This is a genomic window from Paenibacillus sp. Lou8.1 (assembly GCF_024213565.1).
Taxonomy (GTDB): domain Bacteria; phylum Bacillota; class Bacilli; order Paenibacillales; family Paenibacillaceae; genus Paenibacillus; species Paenibacillus polymyxa_B.
The window spans coordinates 198,861-215,338 of the sequence record NZ_JANAVN010000002.1 but is presented as its reverse complement, the minus strand read 5'-3'; the positions used below and the strand labels follow the sequence as shown (position 1 = coordinate 215,338).

The 16,478-nt window shown below is 44.7% G+C and carries 13 protein-coding genes; 10 read left to right on the top strand and 3 right to left on the bottom strand.

The window, feature by feature from the left end; genetic code table 11:
• The first annotated feature begins 15 nt into the window (after window positions 1–15).
• Window positions 16–480, top strand: a complete 465-nt coding sequence (locus NLX78_RS03780; RefSeq protein WP_254349644.1) for a low molecular weight protein-tyrosine-phosphatase — start codon at window positions 16–18, stop codon at window positions 478–480.
• Between the two features lie 139 nt (window positions 481–619).
• Here NLX78_RS03780 and NLX78_RS03775 read toward each other — a convergent pair whose 3' ends face one another.
• Window positions 620–1,354, bottom strand: coding sequence for an alpha/beta hydrolase (locus NLX78_RS03775; RefSeq protein ID WP_254349643.1), 735 nt, complete (start codon window positions 1,352–1,354; stop codon window positions 620–622).
• 255 nt (window positions 1,355–1,609) lie between these two features.
• On the opposite strand from NLX78_RS03775, the gene pdhA reads away from it, so the two are divergent.
• The 8 genes from pdhA (at window position 1,610) to NLX78_RS03730 (ending at window position 12,996) form a co-directional block, all read left to right on the top strand.
• Window positions 1,610–2,677, top strand: coding sequence for a pyruvate dehydrogenase (acetyl-transferring) E1 component subunit alpha (gene pdhA / locus NLX78_RS03770; protein ID WP_013310511.1), 1,068 nt, complete (start codon window positions 1,610–1,612; stop codon window positions 2,675–2,677).
• A 100-nt stretch (window positions 2,678–2,777) separates the two neighbouring features.
• Window positions 2,778–3,758, top strand: coding sequence for an alpha-ketoacid dehydrogenase subunit beta (locus NLX78_RS03765; RefSeq protein ID WP_039271308.1), 981 nt, complete (start codon window positions 2,778–2,780; stop codon window positions 3,756–3,758).
• A 34-nt stretch (window positions 3,759–3,792) separates the two neighbouring features.
• Window positions 3,793–5,406, top strand: a complete 1,614-nt coding sequence (locus NLX78_RS03755; RefSeq protein WP_165177008.1) for a 2-oxo acid dehydrogenase subunit E2 — start codon at window positions 3,793–3,795, stop codon at window positions 5,404–5,406.
• 3 nt (window positions 5,407–5,409) lie between these two features.
• Window positions 5,410–6,831, top strand: coding sequence for a dihydrolipoyl dehydrogenase (gene lpdA / locus NLX78_RS03750; protein ID WP_061831492.1), 1,422 nt, complete (start codon window positions 5,410–5,412; stop codon window positions 6,829–6,831).
• 253 nt (window positions 6,832–7,084) lie between these two features.
• Entirely contained in the window at window positions 7,085–7,879 is a 795-nt protein-coding gene (thyA, locus tag NLX78_RS03745) for a thymidylate synthase (RefSeq protein WP_013310507.1), read from the top strand.
• 17 nt (window positions 7,880–7,896) lie between these two features.
• The gene (locus NLX78_RS03740; RefSeq protein WP_254349642.1) at window positions 7,897–8,385 is read left to right on the top strand and encodes a dihydrofolate reductase; all 489 of its coding nucleotides are present in this window, start codon (window positions 7,897–7,899) and stop codon (window positions 8,383–8,385) included.
• A gap of 236 nt (window positions 8,386–8,621) precedes the next feature.
• Window positions 8,622–10,109 (top strand): glutamate synthase subunit beta, encoded by a 1,488-nt coding sequence (locus NLX78_RS03735; RefSeq protein ID WP_061831490.1) that lies wholly within the window; start codon window positions 8,622–8,624, stop codon window positions 10,107–10,109.
• A gap of 529 nt (window positions 10,110–10,638) precedes the next feature.
• Window positions 10,639–12,996 (top strand): type IA DNA topoisomerase, encoded by a 2,358-nt coding sequence (locus tag NLX78_RS03730; protein ID WP_254349641.1) that lies wholly within the window; start codon window positions 10,639–10,641, stop codon window positions 12,994–12,996.
• A 69-nt stretch (window positions 12,997–13,065) separates the two neighbouring features.
• Here NLX78_RS03730 and NLX78_RS03725 read toward each other — a convergent pair whose 3' ends face one another.
• Window positions 13,066–13,830: an HAD family hydrolase gene (locus NLX78_RS03725; RefSeq protein WP_254349640.1), complete on the bottom strand. Its 765-nt coding sequence runs from the start codon at window positions 13,828–13,830 to the stop codon at window positions 13,066–13,068.
• 66 nt (window positions 13,831–13,896) lie between these two features.
• Window positions 13,897–14,814 (bottom strand): ArsR family transcriptional regulator, encoded by a 918-nt coding sequence (locus NLX78_RS03720; protein ID WP_254349639.1) that lies wholly within the window; start codon window positions 14,812–14,814, stop codon window positions 13,897–13,899.
• 439 nt (window positions 14,815–15,253) lie between these two features.
• Here NLX78_RS03720 and NLX78_RS03715 point away from each other — a divergent pair, with 439 nt between their 5' ends.
• Window positions 15,254–16,411, top strand: a complete 1,158-nt coding sequence (locus NLX78_RS03715; RefSeq protein WP_254349638.1) for an MFS transporter — start codon at window positions 15,254–15,256, stop codon at window positions 16,409–16,411.
• Window positions 16,412–16,478: the final 67 nt, after the last annotated feature.

Genomic DNA, 16,478 nt, shown 5'->3' with positions numbered 1-16,478 from the left:
AGGAAGGAGAACGAAATGATTAACGTTTTGTTTGTGTGTTTGGGCAATATTTGCCGCTCTCCGATGGGGGAGGCAATACTGAGACATAAAGCCCAGGAACGGGGATTGGGCGAAGAAATCGGGGTGGACTCGGCCGGGACAGGCGACTGGCACATCGGAAATCCCCCGCATGAGGGAACATTAAAGCAACTTAAACTGCATGGAATCAGCGAACAAGGCATACAGGCGCGGCAAATAACGGGCCGTGATTTTGATGCGTTTGATTATATTGTGTGCATGGATGACTCTAATGAACGAAACATGCGAAAGATTGCAGGTGGAGCGGAGGCTGATATTCTAAAATTTATGGATTTGCTTCCTCGAGAAAAATTAAGAGAAGTACCCGATCCATATTTTACAGGGAATTTTGAAGAGACCTATCGATTAATGGACGCAGGCTGCGACGCCTTGCTGGACAAGATCGTAGAAGAAAAGCTATAATGTGAACGACAGATGACGGCAATAATTGCCGTTTTTCGTTATACTTTTTTGAAAGCGCAACCAAATTGCATTAAAAAATGAGGAAGGAGCTTTATGACCTAGTAGGTCAATGCTCCATTCCCTATAGAAGAATTTTTACTCAGGCGCGATCCAAAAAATACATTAGCGCGTCAGGCAACTCGTTTTGCCAAAAGCCCCACAAATGTTTGCCATCCTTTTCACGGTAAGAAACTTCAGCGTTCCGTTCGCGCAGCAAATCTGCACATTGACGGTTAAGTTCTACAAAGTTGTAAATGCCAATATCACTCTCAAATGCATCTTCCTGAAGGCCAACCGTCATCCACACCCGCAAATGAGACAGATCTTTCTCACGGGCGATGATTTCCTGCGAAGCTTCATAGTAAGCACCTGAGAGGCTGATAATGCGGTTGAACAGCTGAGGATACATCAAAGCCAAATGCAGAGACACACTGCCTCCCAGTGAATCCCCCGCCAAAATGCGGGTCGCTGCATCTTTTCTTATAGGATACTTTTGCTCCACATAGGGAATAATCTCTTCTGCAAAACAGGTGGTATACGCCTCAAAACGATTGCCAAAGGGAGCGTACTCCTGAGTTCTGATTTTGGTATTCACTTCCACACCTACAATAATGAAGGGTTCGACGCCCTCATCTAGAATGAGGCGGTTGGCGTGAGTTGCAATGCGGCCAAAATTGAAAAATTCTTCTCCGTCCTGACAGTATACGACCGGGTAGCTCAATATTTCATTATAGCCGGGCGGCAAATATATCCGGAGAGTTCTGGTCTCGCTAAGAAAGCGGCTGTTTACTTCGTCTTTAAGGATGGTTCGTTTTAAATACCGAGAATCCGTCATTTTTCGTCACCTTTCTTGGGTATTATTTTGCATTCGGGATCACAATAAGTTAAGATTACCCTGATTGCAATAGATGTTTAAAATTTCAATCATGTACTAAGCTGTTATAGTAAAAAACATACCCTGTTACATACACAAAAATGTGGTAAACTCAAAAAAAATAACTAAATCTTTGACGCGAGCGATATAACAGGTGTATAATAATCCTATAACAGCGGAACTTGATATTCAAATTTTTTTGTTGAGGTGAAGAAAATGAGCAAGGTTCCTTATGAAGTTTACACAGAGGAAGTTGAGGCGCTGTCCGTACTTTCTCCGGATGGTGAAATTATCAATAAAGATATGTTGCCTAAACTTACAGATGATCAATTGAAAGAAATTATGTATCGAATGGTATTTACACGTACTTGGGATGACCGTGCCGTTAACTTAGGTCGTCAAGGACGTCTCGGTTTCTACGCTCCGGTATCCGGACAAGAAGCAACCATGATTGGTAGCGAATATGCGCTCCAAAAAGAAGACTTTATTGCTCCAGGCTACCGCGATATTCCGCAAATCGTTTGGCATGGCCTGCCATTATACCAAGCTTTCTTGTATTCCCGTGGTCATCAACACGGCGGCCAAGTGCCGGACGGTGTTAATGTACTGATGCCGCAAATCATCATTGGCGCGCAAATTTTGCATGCTATGGGTATTGCTATGGGTTACAAACTGAAAAAGCAAAAACAAGTCGCCATTACATATACAGGTGACGGCGGTTCTTCCGAAGGTGATTTCTACGAAGGCCTGAACTATGCTGGTGTATACAAGTTGCCAGTTATTTTCTTTGTGCAAAACAATGGTTACGCGATCACGACTCCATTTTCAAAACAAACGGCTGCTCTTTCGATCGCTCATAAAGCAGTAGCTGCTGGTATTAAAGGCGTGAAAATTGATGGCATGGACGTGCTTGCAGTTATTAAAGCCGTTCAAGAAGCTGCAGAGCGTGGACGTAATGGTGAAGGTGCTACTTTGATTGAAGCCGTAACGTACCGTTTCCGTCCGCATTCCCTTTCTGATGATGCAACAAAATATCGTTCTAAAGAAGAAGAAGGCGAATGGAATGCGAAAGATCCAATTGCCCGCTTTGCGAAATACCTTGAGAAAAAAGGCCTTTGGACTGAAGAAGATACAGCTCGCGTAAAAGAAGAAGCTAAGGCAAAAGTGAACGAAGAGATCAAAAAAGCCGAGAAAACAGAGAAAATGACAATTCCTGGCCTGATCGATAGCATGTTCGAAACAACGCCTAAGCACTTGGAAGAACAAAAAGCTGATTTTAAATAATTGAACTTGAAAGAGACCGGGCGGTAACCCGATCCGGTCTGCTTTTCGATTGACCTGAACTGAAATTGATCTGTCAATGTTTAAGGAGGAAATGAAGCAAATGGCACAAATGAACATGAAAGAAGCGATTCGTGACGCACTGCGCGTAGAGTTGAAACGCGACCCTAACGTCCTGCTTTTCGGTGAAGACGTAGGTCATGTAGGTGGCGTATTCCGCGCTACAGAAGGTCTGCAAAAAGAATTTGGCGAAGAACGTGTATTCGATACTCCGCTGGCGGAATCCGCAATCGGGGGTCTTGCTGTGGGTCTGGGTATCCAAGGCTTCCGCCCTGTAGCTGAAATCCAGTTCGTAGGCTTTATCTTTGAAGCACTCGATCAAATGGCAATTCAAGCATCCCGTATGCGCTACCGTTCCGGTGGACGTTACAATTCTCCAATCGTATTCCGTACACCTTTTGGTGGCGGTGTTAAGGCAGCCGAGCTGCATACAGATTCCTTGGAAGGCCTTCTGGCTCAAACACCTGGTATCAAGGTTGTTGTTCCTTCCAACCCTTACGATGCAAAAGGTCTTATGATCGCGTCTATTCGCGACAATGATCCAGTATTTTTCATGGAGCATTTGAACTTGTATCATGCATTCCGCGCTGAAGTTCCTGAGAATGATTACACAGTTGAACTGGGCAAAGCTAACGTAGTTCGTGAAGGTTCCGATGTGACGATCATTACTTACGGTATGATGGTGCACACTTCGGTTAAAGCTGCTGATGAGCTGGAAAAAACAAAAGGTATCAAAGTGGAAATCATTGATTTGCGTACCATTAGTCCGATTGACATTGATACCGTTGTTGCTTCTATTCAAAAGACCAACCGTGCTATCGTGGTTCAAGAAGCGCAAAAGAGCTCCGGTGTAGCTGCTGAAGTTATTGCACAAATTAACGAAAAAGCAATCCTGCATCTGGAAGCACCTGTTCTGCGTGTAGCAGGCCCGGATACCGTTTATCCTTTTGCTCAAATTGAAGATACTTGGTTGCCAACGCCAACACGTATCATTGATGCGGTTAATAAAGTATTGGAATTTTAATTAAAGCACACCGTAAATTTGGGAGGTTTTAAACGTGGCTAAATTTGAATATAAATTCCCGGAGCTAGGTGAAGGTCTTCACGAAGGCGAAATCATCAAGATGCACATCAAGCCCGGCGACAAAGTAACAGATGAAGATATCATCATGGAAGTACAAAACGATAAGGCTGTAGTTGAAGTTCCTTGTCCGGTTAATGGTACAGTACAAGAAGTATTTGCCAAAGACGGTGACATCTTTAACGTAGGTCAAGTCGTAGCTGTAATTGATGCAGAAGGTGAACTTCCTGAACAAGAAGAAGCACCAGAAGCACCAGCTGCTAGCCCTGAGCCAAGTGCTGCTGCACAAAGCGGAGCTGCAGGTACAGCTAGATTTGAATATAAATTCCCAGAGCTGGGTGAAGGTCTTCACGAAGGCGAAATCATCAAGATGCACATCAAGCCCGGCGACAAAGTAACAGATGAAGATATCATCATGGAAGTACAAAACGATAAGGCTGTAGTTGAAGTTCCTTGTCCGGTCAATGGCACAGTACAAGAGGTATTTGCCAAAGACGGCGACATCTTTAACGTAGGTCAAGTCGTAGCTGTAATCGCTGCAGAGGGTGAACTTCCTGAACAAGAAGAAGCACCAGCTGCTGCTAAACAAGAACAGGATGCTGCACAAGGCGGAGCTAACACTAAACCAGCTGCAACTCCTGCTGCTTCTAACAAAGATGTACTAGCTACACCTAGTGTCCGCAAATTTGCTCGTGAGCAAGGTGTAAACATCGCTCAAGTGAGTGGCTCCGGCAAAAATGGTAAAATCACCAAAGAAGATGTAGAAGCTTTCAAAAATGGTGGAGGTCAAGCGGCTGCACCAGTAGCGAAAGAAGCTGCAAAAGCACAAGAGCCTGCTAAGAAAGAAGCGAAAGCTGCAGCAGCATCCGCACCAGCAGCAGATCCACGTGCTGAGGAAGAGCGCGTACCATTTAAAGGTATCCGCAAGGCTATTTCCAATGCTATGGTTAAATCGGCTTATACGGCTCCGCACGTTACGATTATGGATGAAGTAGATGTAACTGAACTGGTTGCTTTCCGTACTCGTATCAAACCAATTGCTGAGAAGAAAGGCACAAAAGTAACATACCTGCCATTCATCGTAAAAGCTTTGGTTGCTGCTTCCCGTCAATTCCCGGCTCTGAATGCCACAATCGACGAAGAAGCAAACGAAATTGTCTACAAAAAATACTACAACATCGGTATCGCTACAGATACAGACAACGGCTTGATCGTTCCTGTTATCAAAGATGCTGATCGTAAGAGTATCTGGATGATTGCTGATTCCATTCGTGATCTGGCTGTGCGCGGTCGTGATGGAAAATTGGCTGCGAACGAAATGAGAGGAAGTACAATTTCCATCACTAACATCGGTTCTGCAGGCGGTATGTTCTTTACTCCAATCATTAACTTCCCTGAAGTTGCGATTTTGGGTACTGGCCGCATCAGTGAAAAAGCAGTCGTGAAAAACGGTGAAATTGTAGCCGCTCCAGTAATGGCTCTTTCCTTGAGCTTTGACCACCGTATTATTGACGGTGCAACTGCTCAAAACTTCATGAACTATATCAAACAGCTGCTCGCTAACCCTGAGTTGCTTGTTATGGAGGTGTAATCAATGGTAGTAGGAGACGCTTCTCTGGATATTGACACATTGGTTATCGGTGCGGGTCCTGGCGGCTATGTAGCTGCCATCCGTGCCGCACAATTGGGACAAAGCGTATTGATCGTTGACAAATCTGAGCTGGGCGGTGTCTGTCTGAACCGTGGATGTATTCCATCCAAAGCTTTGATCTCTGCAGCTCACCAATACGAAGCAGCTAAACATGGCGAGTCCTTCGGTATTACAGCTGAAAATGTAAAAGTAGACTTTGCTAAAACACAAGAATTCAAAAACGGCGTTGTTAAAAAAATGACAGGCGGCGTAAGCGGCTTGCTCAAAGGCAACAAAGTTGAAGTTTTCAATGGCGAGTGCATGTTCATCAACGAAAACGAAGCGCGTGTATTCAACGAACATGAATCACCACGTTACCGTTTTAAAAATGCAATTATCGCAACAGGTTCCCGTCCAATCGAACTGAAACCATTCCCATTTGGCGGACGCATTCTGTCTTCTACAGAAGCATTGAACCTGCCTGAAATTCCAAAAAGCCTGATCGTAATCGGTGGTGGATACATTGGTGCAGAGCTTGGACAAATGTACTCCAAATTCGGTTCCAAAGTAACGATCATTGAAGGTATGGATACAGTGCTTCCTGGTTTCGACAAAGATATGACTTCGATCGTTGCGAAAAGCATGAAGAAAACTGGTATCGAAATCTTCACTGGTGCTAAAGCGGAAAGTGCAGAGCAAACAGATAAAGACGTAACGGTGAAATTCTCCGTTAACGGCGAAAGTAAAGAAGTAACTGCTGATTATCTGCTTGTAACTGTTGGACGTCGTCCAAACACAGACGGTGAACTGGGTCTGGATCTGATCGGCGTAGAACTGGATGAGCGCGGAATGGTGAAAGTTGATCACCAAGGACGTACTAGCATTCCTCACATCTTTGCAATCGGCGATATCGTAGCTGGTCTTGCTCTGGCACACAAAGCTTCTTACGAAGGTAAAGTGGCTGCTGAAGCAATCGCAGGCGAGCCGTCTGTAGTAGATTACAAATGTATGCCGGCTGTCGTTTTCACAGATCCAGAATGCTCCAGCGTAGGCTACACAGAGACAGAAGCCAAAGAAAAAGGCTACAATGTCAAAGTTGGCAAGTTCTCTTATGGAGCAAACGGTCGTGCGGTTTCCCTGAACGCTGCTGAAGGTTTTGTGAAAATCGTAGCTGACGCTGACACAGGTCTGGTACTGGGTACGCAAATCGTAGGTCTGGAAGCTTCCAACCTTATTGCTGAGCTGGGTCTGGCGATTGAAATGGGTGCTACACTCGAAGATATCTCCTTGACTATTCATGCTCACCCTACATTGGGCGAAATCGTTATGGAAGCAGCGGAAGTCGTGCTGGGTCATCCGATCCATGCATTGGCACCACGTCGCTAATACCATTTTTCATTATCTCGTTTTTGGTTTTCATACATGACAAAGAGAGGCAAGGAGCGCTATATTTGCGCTCTTTGTCTCTTTTTTTCAAACTTTAGGATTTTCAGGACTACTATGAAAATTCACACAGTACATAGTCAACGAAGCACCGTACATGATAAACTAAATATAGATATTGGTGCAGAAAAAGAATTTTAAAGATTAGAATCTGGCGATGCCAGGTTTTTATTCATGCTCAAAGGAGAGGAATAACGTGCGCAACTATTTGGAACTGCTGGAGGATATTTTAGAGAATGGAGTAAAAAAAGAGGATCGTACAGGAACGGGTACACTATCTGTTTTCGGAAGACAACTCCGTTTTGATCTGGCCAAGGGCTTCCCCTTGGTGACCACCAAAAGAGTTCATTTGAAATCCGTTATTCATGAGCTGTTATGGTTTTTGCGGGGAGATACCAACATTTCTTATCTCAAGGAGAACGGAGTTACCATTTGGGATGAGTGGGCGGACGAGCAGGGGAATCTGGGGCCTGTATATGGATCGCAATGGCGCTCGTGGGAAACAACAGACGGGCAACATATTGATCAAATTGCGAATGTCATAGAGGCTATTAAAAACAATCCAGACTCACGTCGACACATCGTCAGTGCTTGGAATGTGGCAGAAATCGAATCCATGAAGTTGCCGCCATGTCACTTTGTATTTCAGTTCTATGTAGCTGGAGGAAAGCTTTCCTGTATGCTAACAATGCGTTCTGTGGATACCTTTCTAGGGCTGCCGTTCAACATCGCGAGTTATGCATTGCTTACGCATATGGTTGCACAGCAGTGTGGTTTGGAGCCCGGCGAATTTATTTGGTCAGGCGGCGATGTGCATATTTATTCAAATCATATGCAACAAGTGCATACACAGCTGGAACGTGATCCTTATCCGTTGCCTCAGTTAAAAATTCTGCGCAAACCGGATTCGATTTTTGATTATACCTATGACGATTTTGCTTTTGAAAATTACGAGTATCATCCAGGGATTAAGGCGCCTGTCGCCATCTGATTAGAGGAGGTGGAAAAATGGGCATTTCAATGATATGGGCTATGGCACAAAATGGTGTGATTGGCCAGGATAACAAACTTCCCTGGCGCCTCCCTAGAGACATGGCCTTTTTCAAAGAGCAGACGATTAATAAAACGGTACTCATGGGGCGCAAGACGTGGGAATCCTTTGGAGGAAAAAGCCTGCCAAACCGACGTAACGTCGTCTTAACTCGAGATCAGTGTTATCAGGTGGAAGGTGCGGAAGTGATTCATTCACTGGAAGAAGGGCTCCAATTAGCAAAGCAGGAGGAGCTAATGGTCATTGGAGGAGCAGAGATTTATGCACTGTTTTGGCCACATGCCGATCGGCTGATTGTGACTCGGATTGAGGAGACTTTTGAAGGTGATACAACGTTCCCTGAGCTGGATTGGAACGGTTGGAATATACTTAGTGAGACTCCGGGTATCAAGGATGACAGAAATCCATATGAGTACCGTTTTGTTGTTTACGAGAAAACGGAATAAGAATAGACTGTAGCCGACCCCACTCATTTGAAAAATTAATAAACCATATAAAAAATCCTTTTGGTGTTGATGCAAAAAGTTGCATAAGTTTTCATTACTTTTACGCTGTATTGTGATACAATAAATCAAATTCAACGAGAACAGACCCTTTCATAATACAACAGACAAATTCGAATTTGACTTAAATTCTGAATGGATGATCGGGGTTCATAAGCGAAGAGATGGGGGAACGTAACATGTCTACACCAACTGGATTTATGGAATACACACGACAGCTTCCTACAGACCGGGACCCGGCAGAGCGTATAAAGGATTGGGAAGAATTCCATAAGCATATGTCTGAAGAAGAGCTGCGTACCCAAGGGGCGCGTTGTATGGACTGCGGAACTCCTTATTGTCATACGGGGATGGATATCATGGGAGCAACTTTAGGCTGCCCGGTTCATAATCTCATTCCGGAATGGAACAATCTCGTATATCGTGGTTTGTGGAAGGAAGCGCTAGAGCGGCTGCACAAAACGAATAACTTCCCGGAATTTACAGGTCGTGTCTGTCCTGCGCCATGTGAAGGTTCGTGTACAGTCGGCCTGATCGGACAGTCTGTTACAATTAAAACCATTGAGGAAGCTATTATCGAAAAGGGTTTTGAGGAAGGCTGGGTTGTCCCTAATCCGCCAGAAAAGCGTACAGGCAAACGAGTGGCTGTTGTCGGTTCGGGTCCGGCAGGTTTGGCTGCGGCTGCACAGCTTAACAAAGCAGGGCACAGCGTGACTGTGTATGAGCGTGCAGATCGTGTGGGTGGATTATTGATGTATGGCATACCGTCCATGAAATTGGATAAGAAGGTTGTTCAGCGGCGTGTGGATTTGCTGGAGGCTGAAGGTATTCAATTCATCACAAATACGGAAATCGGCAAAGATATCCCTACCGATCAGTTGATTGCTGAATATGATGCTGTTGTCCTATGCGGTGGTTCTACTAAGCCAAGAGAATTCAACATTGAAGGTAGCGATTTGAAGGGTGTTCATTATGCGATGGATTATCTGAATGGTACCATCAAAAGTTACTTGGACTCCAATCTGGAAGATGGCAACTATTTGTCTTCCCAAGGTAAGGACGTTATTGTAATCGGTGGCGGTGATACGGGTTCGGACTGTGTAGCTACTTCTTTGCGTCATGGATGTCGGAGTGTCACTCAATTTGGCACACACACCAAAGCGCCTATGGAGCGTGACCCGATTGCCAATCCTTGGCCGCAATTTCCAAACGTGTATTCTCTCGATTATGCACAGGAAGAAGCTAAGGCGTTGTTCGGAGAAGATCCACGTGAGTTCTCCATCATGACGACCAAATTTGTAGGTGATGAGAACGGTAATCTGAAAGAGCTGCACACCATTCAAATTCAACGGATTGTTGATGAAACAGGGCGCAAAATCTATCAACCGATTCCAGGTACGGAGCGCGTATTCCCTGCACAAATTGCTCTTATTGCCATTGGATTTGATGGTCCTGAGCAAACGATTGTAGAGCAAATTGGTTTGGAGACGGACCGTCGTTCCAACGTTAAAGCACGTTATGGAAAATATGTTACTAATGTGGATAAGGTTTTTGCTGCAGGTGATATGCGTCGCGGACAAAGTCTTGTCGTGTGGGCTATTAATGAAGGTCGAGAAGCTGCACGAGAAGTTGATAAATACCTCATGGGCGCTACCGTTTTGGTGTAATTATAAATTTCATGTTACGGATCAGTCAAAGCTCCATCCTTCGGATGGGGCTTTATTGTATTTCAAGCTGAGTCTGCCAGAAGCGAAAAATGAATAAATGATTATTGAGCTGTGAAACATTGTGAAATATATGTTATATAATATAACTTAAATTTAATCGTATCACCATATATTTCTTATCTAAATTGATCATAACATAAAAATGGGTGTTTAGTGTAGATTTTTTTATAGAAAAAAGGATTATTTCACAAGAAAATTAAATAAAAGTCGATTCTTATGTAATATAAATTAACATATACATAACTTTTGTTGACTGTATAAAATCATGACCTGAGAGAACCATGGTATCTATGGTATAATACACGTATATTGTTGAAGCGTTTGACTAAATGAATTTACAAAGGAGCTTTCGTCGGGAGAAGGCTCCTTTTGCATGAGGCCGGGATACCTGTGTTTTCATTAACATTCCATGTATATGTATGATTCATGGAGGAGAAACAGAAGGCCGTCAGGAAGGAATGGAGTATGAATGAAGACGTTGATTATTGCTGAGAAACCAGATATGGGACGGACGATTGCCGCCGTTATGGAGCCGCGGGCAAAAAATAACCGTACCTATTTGGAAGGGGAGAAATACATTGTAACCTGGGCGATCGGACATTTGCTGGGTTTGGCTGAGCCGGATGCATACGATACTAAGTACAAACGATGGAATATTAAGGATCTTCCTATTATCCCTGAGCAGTTCAAAATTGTACCGAATCCGAAAACAAAGGATCAGCTGAAAATAATTGGTGAACTGGCTAAACGCTGCAATGCCATCGTAAATGCTTGTGATGCTGGACGGGAAGGGCAATATATTTTTGCGTTGATTCAACAGCAATTGAAGTTGCATCAGCCAGTTAAGCGACTGTGGATTTCAGATTTGACAGCGGAGAGTATTGCGAAAGGCTTTGAACGATTACGAGATGCTTCAGAGTTTGAATTTCTGACTCAAGCTGCGAGGGCACGAAGTGAAGCGGATTGGCTGATCGGAATGAATGCTTCCAGAGCGTTCACAACACGACATAATACACTGCTGTCAGTAGGGCGGGTGCAGACTCCCGTGCTGGCATTGATTCATGACCGGGAAAAGGAAATTGAGGCATTTCAGTCTCAAACCTTCTATGATGTGTGGGCTGAATTTAAGCAAGATCAGATCAAGTACAAAGGTGCGTGGCAGGGGGATCGGCTGACGAAGCCAGAGGAAGCTGAGGAGATCGCTGCAGCCGTTCGCGGAAAAACGGGTAAAATCACCAAATATGACACGAAGCAGACAAAAGAGTATCCTTTTAAATTGTACGATTTAACGCTGCTTCAACGCGAGGCGAATGCCAAGTACGGTTATTCGGCCAAAAAAACACTAGATGTGGCCCAAGCGCTTTATGAGCGTCACAAGGTCATTTCTTATCCGCGTACTAATTCTAACTATGTGACAGAGCAAAATATAGACGGCATGCACAAGGCGCTACGGATGCTGGGGACAGGTCCTTATGCTGATCTGGTACAACAAGCCAACCCCAACTTGGTCCATAAACAGAATAAATCGGTCTGCAATCCATCTCGTGTTGAGGATCACCATGCTATTCTGCCAACGTTAAAAAGACCAGGTACGCTAAGCAAGGAGGAGCAAAATGTATATGACCTGGTTATTCGTAGGTTTTTGTCGCATTTTTTTCCGCCTGCTGAATATAAAATGCATACCGTAATGACGCAAGTGGACAAGCATCTGTTTAAAACAAATATCAAAGAGCTTCTTTCCTTGGGATGGAAAGTGGTTTTAAGTAAGGTTGACCAGGATAAAGGTAAAAAGAGCAAATCATCGAAAAAAGAGGATGAAGAGGAAACGGACGAGTGGACGGACAAGAAGTTTGAGATTGATGCGGGGCGTCCGGTGGAGTGTGTTCGCGCTGAGATGAAAGAAAAGGCAACTCAGCCCCCCAAAAGCTACACGGAGGGTACATTGCTCAAGGCGATGGAAAGCGCGGGCAAACAGATGGAGAATGAGGAATTACGTGAGGTCATGAAGGATGCCGGCTTAGGCACACCTGCCACACGGGCCGCCACAATTGAACGATTGAAAAAGGTTGGCTATATTGAAATGAAGGGCAAAAAGATTCTTATTACGGAAAAGGGAAAGATGGCTATTGATCTGATCCGTCATGCCGGGGTTGATCTATTAGCCTCGCCGGAGATGACAGGTCAATGGGAACGTCGTCTACATCAAATTTCCAAGGGTGAGGCGGCTCAGGAGAAATTTATGGATAACGTTAAAAGATTTACGTTGTCCATCATTGACAAGGTGAGGCAGCAGCCACCAGCTCCGGCAGATGCCTTTGGCGAGGAAGCAAGGGGGAAGCGTGCGGCTGGAAAAGAAGGCGCACGTAGTGCACGTGCGAGTGGACGCACCGCCGCCAAGGGGGTGGGGCGTGCTACATCAGGACGCGGTGGCAACGCTGGAAGCGCAACGCTGGAGCAAGCAGCACCACCAGCAAGTCGTGCTGCGGGAACAGCAGGTTCCGCTGCACGCAGCTCTTCTGACGGACCCTCAGGCATTTCAGTGAGCCAAAGGCAAGCTTTGGGTAGCTGCCCATGCTCTAATTGTGGCGGAAGCATTATTGAAGGGCGTAAAGGGTATGGGTGCAGCCACTACAAGCAGGGCTGTGGTTTTGTCGTCTGGAAGGAATATGCTGGCAAGCAGATTACCGAAACGATGCTCAAGTCTCTGTTGACAAAGGGACAGACGCAATTGTTGTCTTTTAAGCGTAAAGATGGATCGACCGTCAAAGCGCGAATTATTCTGAATGAACCAGGTACAGGACAACTTAGCGTTCGAGAGGAATCCTGAGACAGGGTTTAGACTACTATTTTGGCTGAATCAAAGGTTGAATAACAATTTAAATACAAAAAAGGGACCCTATCCGAGGGTCCTTTTTTGTTGATGTAATTGTATGCTTTCGTGGATAACCCGTGGTACTTCCGTCAGCTTCTGTATCGTATACATCACGGAGTTCACGTTTTTTTGCAATTCAACCATATTGTAAATCCATTCCTTAGGCTGCTTGAGATAGACAGCATGAATACCTGCGGCAAGGGCTGGAGATACATCAGTGCGCAGAGAATTCCCGATCATCCAGGTGATGCTTCGGTCCAAGCGATTCATCTGGATGATTTCTTCCAGTGCATCAACATTTTTATGCTGACGAATGTAGATGCGGTCATCAAAGTAGGTAGCCAGTTTCATTTGTTCAATCTTTCTTTCTTGAATGATCTGCTCACCACCAGTATAAAGATGAAGGGAATGCCCTGCTTTTTGGAGGGAGTTCAGCGTTTCGACCATGCCTGGATACGGTTCGATTTCCTGTTCGTATACACTTCGGCCAAGAGAGCGAAGCTCCTGCTCTTCCCGTGAATCGAGACGGCGTCCGAATTGTTCCGAGAAAAATTGGTACGTATCTATCAGAGATTGTGGGAAATGCTCGCTGGCAAAGCCCACCTGATGAACTCCAGCCACATCAATTTCGATTTGTTTTTCACGAATCGTATTTTTCGTTAGGTTATGAGTTGCAAACCATTCCTGAAGCAAATCGAAAAAGTGGTTGAGGATAAGGTCAAAATACTTGTTGCAGTGGACTAAGGTGTCATCAAGATCAAATAAAATGTGCTGCTTCGGATACGACATGATGCATACTCCTTCCAAGCCAAAGCTTTAACGCTGCTTCGGTTATAACTAAAAGTACAATTCAAATTACAATCCAATATAGGATTCCAAAAATACCTGTAAATCAGCCGCGCCATCGGGACGGATGCTGAATTTTTCCTTATGATAACGTCCGATGTGAATACGGAGCAGACCAGCCACTCGTAAAATCATCATATCAGACATGAGTGTATCTTCCAAACGGCTCAAATCGTGGCGCATATCTTCGAGAGACTTAGGACCTTGAGCTACATAACGTAGAATTCGCAGCCGCTGCGGATCATTGACCGCACGAGTTAGCCGTAGCAGAAGCGTAGGCGGTTCTTCCTCGCTCTCCTCGGGGATATCTACCGGATACTGGATCAGAAGTGTGCGGGTATAAAAACAGTATGAATTAATCGGGCGATTATGGACTACCGGAAATAGGACTACTGTATCCAGGTCTTCCACGTGTGGCACGACTAGTCCAGCTGTCGCATATTCAACCAGTGCTTCCGGTTCCATCTTACTCAGCAGCATGCGCTTTTCCGCAGCGTCTTCTTCTGCCAACACACGTAGTTCGCCTTCCAAGGCCCGAAAATAATCACGATCCCACAATCTAAGGAGTGGTGCGTATACCTTACGAATGCGTAAAGATTCTTCAAAGGTTAAAAAAGGGATATGCGGAACGAGCAGCTCAAACATATCTTTATCCGGACCGTGGTCCAAATAAGAGATATAATCAGATATTTCATCCGATGCCGGTCGAAGTAACGCCCAGGCATAGAGTGCGTCATAATCGCTAAAAGGGCAATCCTGAGCTGTAGCAAGCTCAGTACGAACTTCATGTTGTAGTCGTGCATCTACCTTGTCGATCCATTCATGGCCCAAGTCCATATCTTGGACCCACTTTTTAGTCACATAGGCCATGAAGCTGCCGAGCAATTCATAAATTGGAGAAGTGTCTATTTTAATTTGATAACTCATGGAACCAATGCCTCCTATTCTGTCTTCTAGCCCAGAGCGGTGAACGTAATTAAGCCCGTCCATAAGCAAAACATGAGCATTTTAATAATTGCTCACTTATTTATTATGGCTTGTTCTGCCAGAGATTGTCCACTATAATATGAAATAGTGCGTTGTGACGTGAATGGGTTCGGATTGAACATACGAGGCTCCTTAACCGAAGGAGTCGGATACATACCAGACAAGCTCTTTCCGTAAAATCGTCATCTCAGATGGCGATTTTTTTCTTCTATTCTTTAATACACTAATTACACCTGAATTTGTATATGTGATTTGCCGGTTTTGCAGGACAGCATGGAATACATAGTGATAAGAATTATTATTGATTATGGAATCAAATGCAAATCATTTCTTAACATTGATTTTAATTATTTTATTTGTCCGATCAGGAGGAGCTAGGATGTCGTCGTCGTTACGGGTTCATTATTTTATTTTAATTGCTGTTATTATTGTTGCCGGATTATGCCAAGGTTTATTATTACCTATTCTGTCTATCTCGTTGGAACAAATGGGAGTTTCATCTTCACTAAACGGAATGAATGCGGCTGCCCTGTATATTGGTTCATTCGCAATGACGTTGGTGGCAGAACGGACATTGGGGTGGTTAGGGTTCAAAAAGCTGATGGCCGGAGGGCTTGTGCTAGTGCTCGTTACGCTGCTGCTATTCCCGCTAATCCCTGATATTCGGGTATGGTTCATACTGCGTCTGCTAGTAGGTATTGGTGACAGTGCGTTACACTACTCTGCGCAGCTATGGATATTGCTGGTGACTCCAGCAGAGAAGCGAGGCCGCAACATTTCCTTTTATGGTATGTCATACGGTCTGGGTTTTGCATTAGGACCATTGGGATTATGGCTACTCGATTATGGAATGCTGGTTCCATTCGCTGCGTTGGCCTTATTATGCTTGCTTGTTTTGCTGTTGGTGTTAATTAAGCTGCCGGACTCCAGACCGGAGAGGCTGGAGTCCGAGGCTCGTCCCACTCAAAGATTTCGTCGCAGCTACAGCTGGGCATGGTACGCTCTTTTACCTGCATTTCTATACGGCTATATGGAAGCGAGCCTGAACAGTAACTTTCCAGTCTATGGCCTGCGTATTGGCTTTCATACCGATGAAATCGCCGCCTTGCTGCCGTTCGTCAGTTTGGGAGGGTTAGTGCTGCAGCTACCGCTAGGGATATTGAGTGACCGTTGGGGACGTAAAAAGGTGCTAATGAGCGTAGGTATAGCAGGGGGAATGACCTTTATGTTGCTACCTTGGAGCGGCAATCATTTTATGTTCACTTTGATATTGCTGACTCTAGCAGGTGGTTTAGTAGGCTCCTTTTTCTCCCTCGGTTTGGCCTACGCCGCTGATCTGTTGCCCAAATCATTTTTAGCAGCCGCGAATGTACTGGCATCCTTTCATTTTAATCTGGGAAGTGTGATCGGACCTAATATTAGCGGAGGGTTGCTGGACTTTGGAACTCAAGGCAGTATGTTTCTTGTCCTTGGAGGTAGTTACGTTGTTTTCGGATTGTTAGGTTTGTTTTCCAGAAAAAGAGTAACGGCGGTTTAAAACTGCGGTTTGCATGGTATTTGTTTCACATTTACTATAAAATATAAACAGTATTGATGGCGCGCAA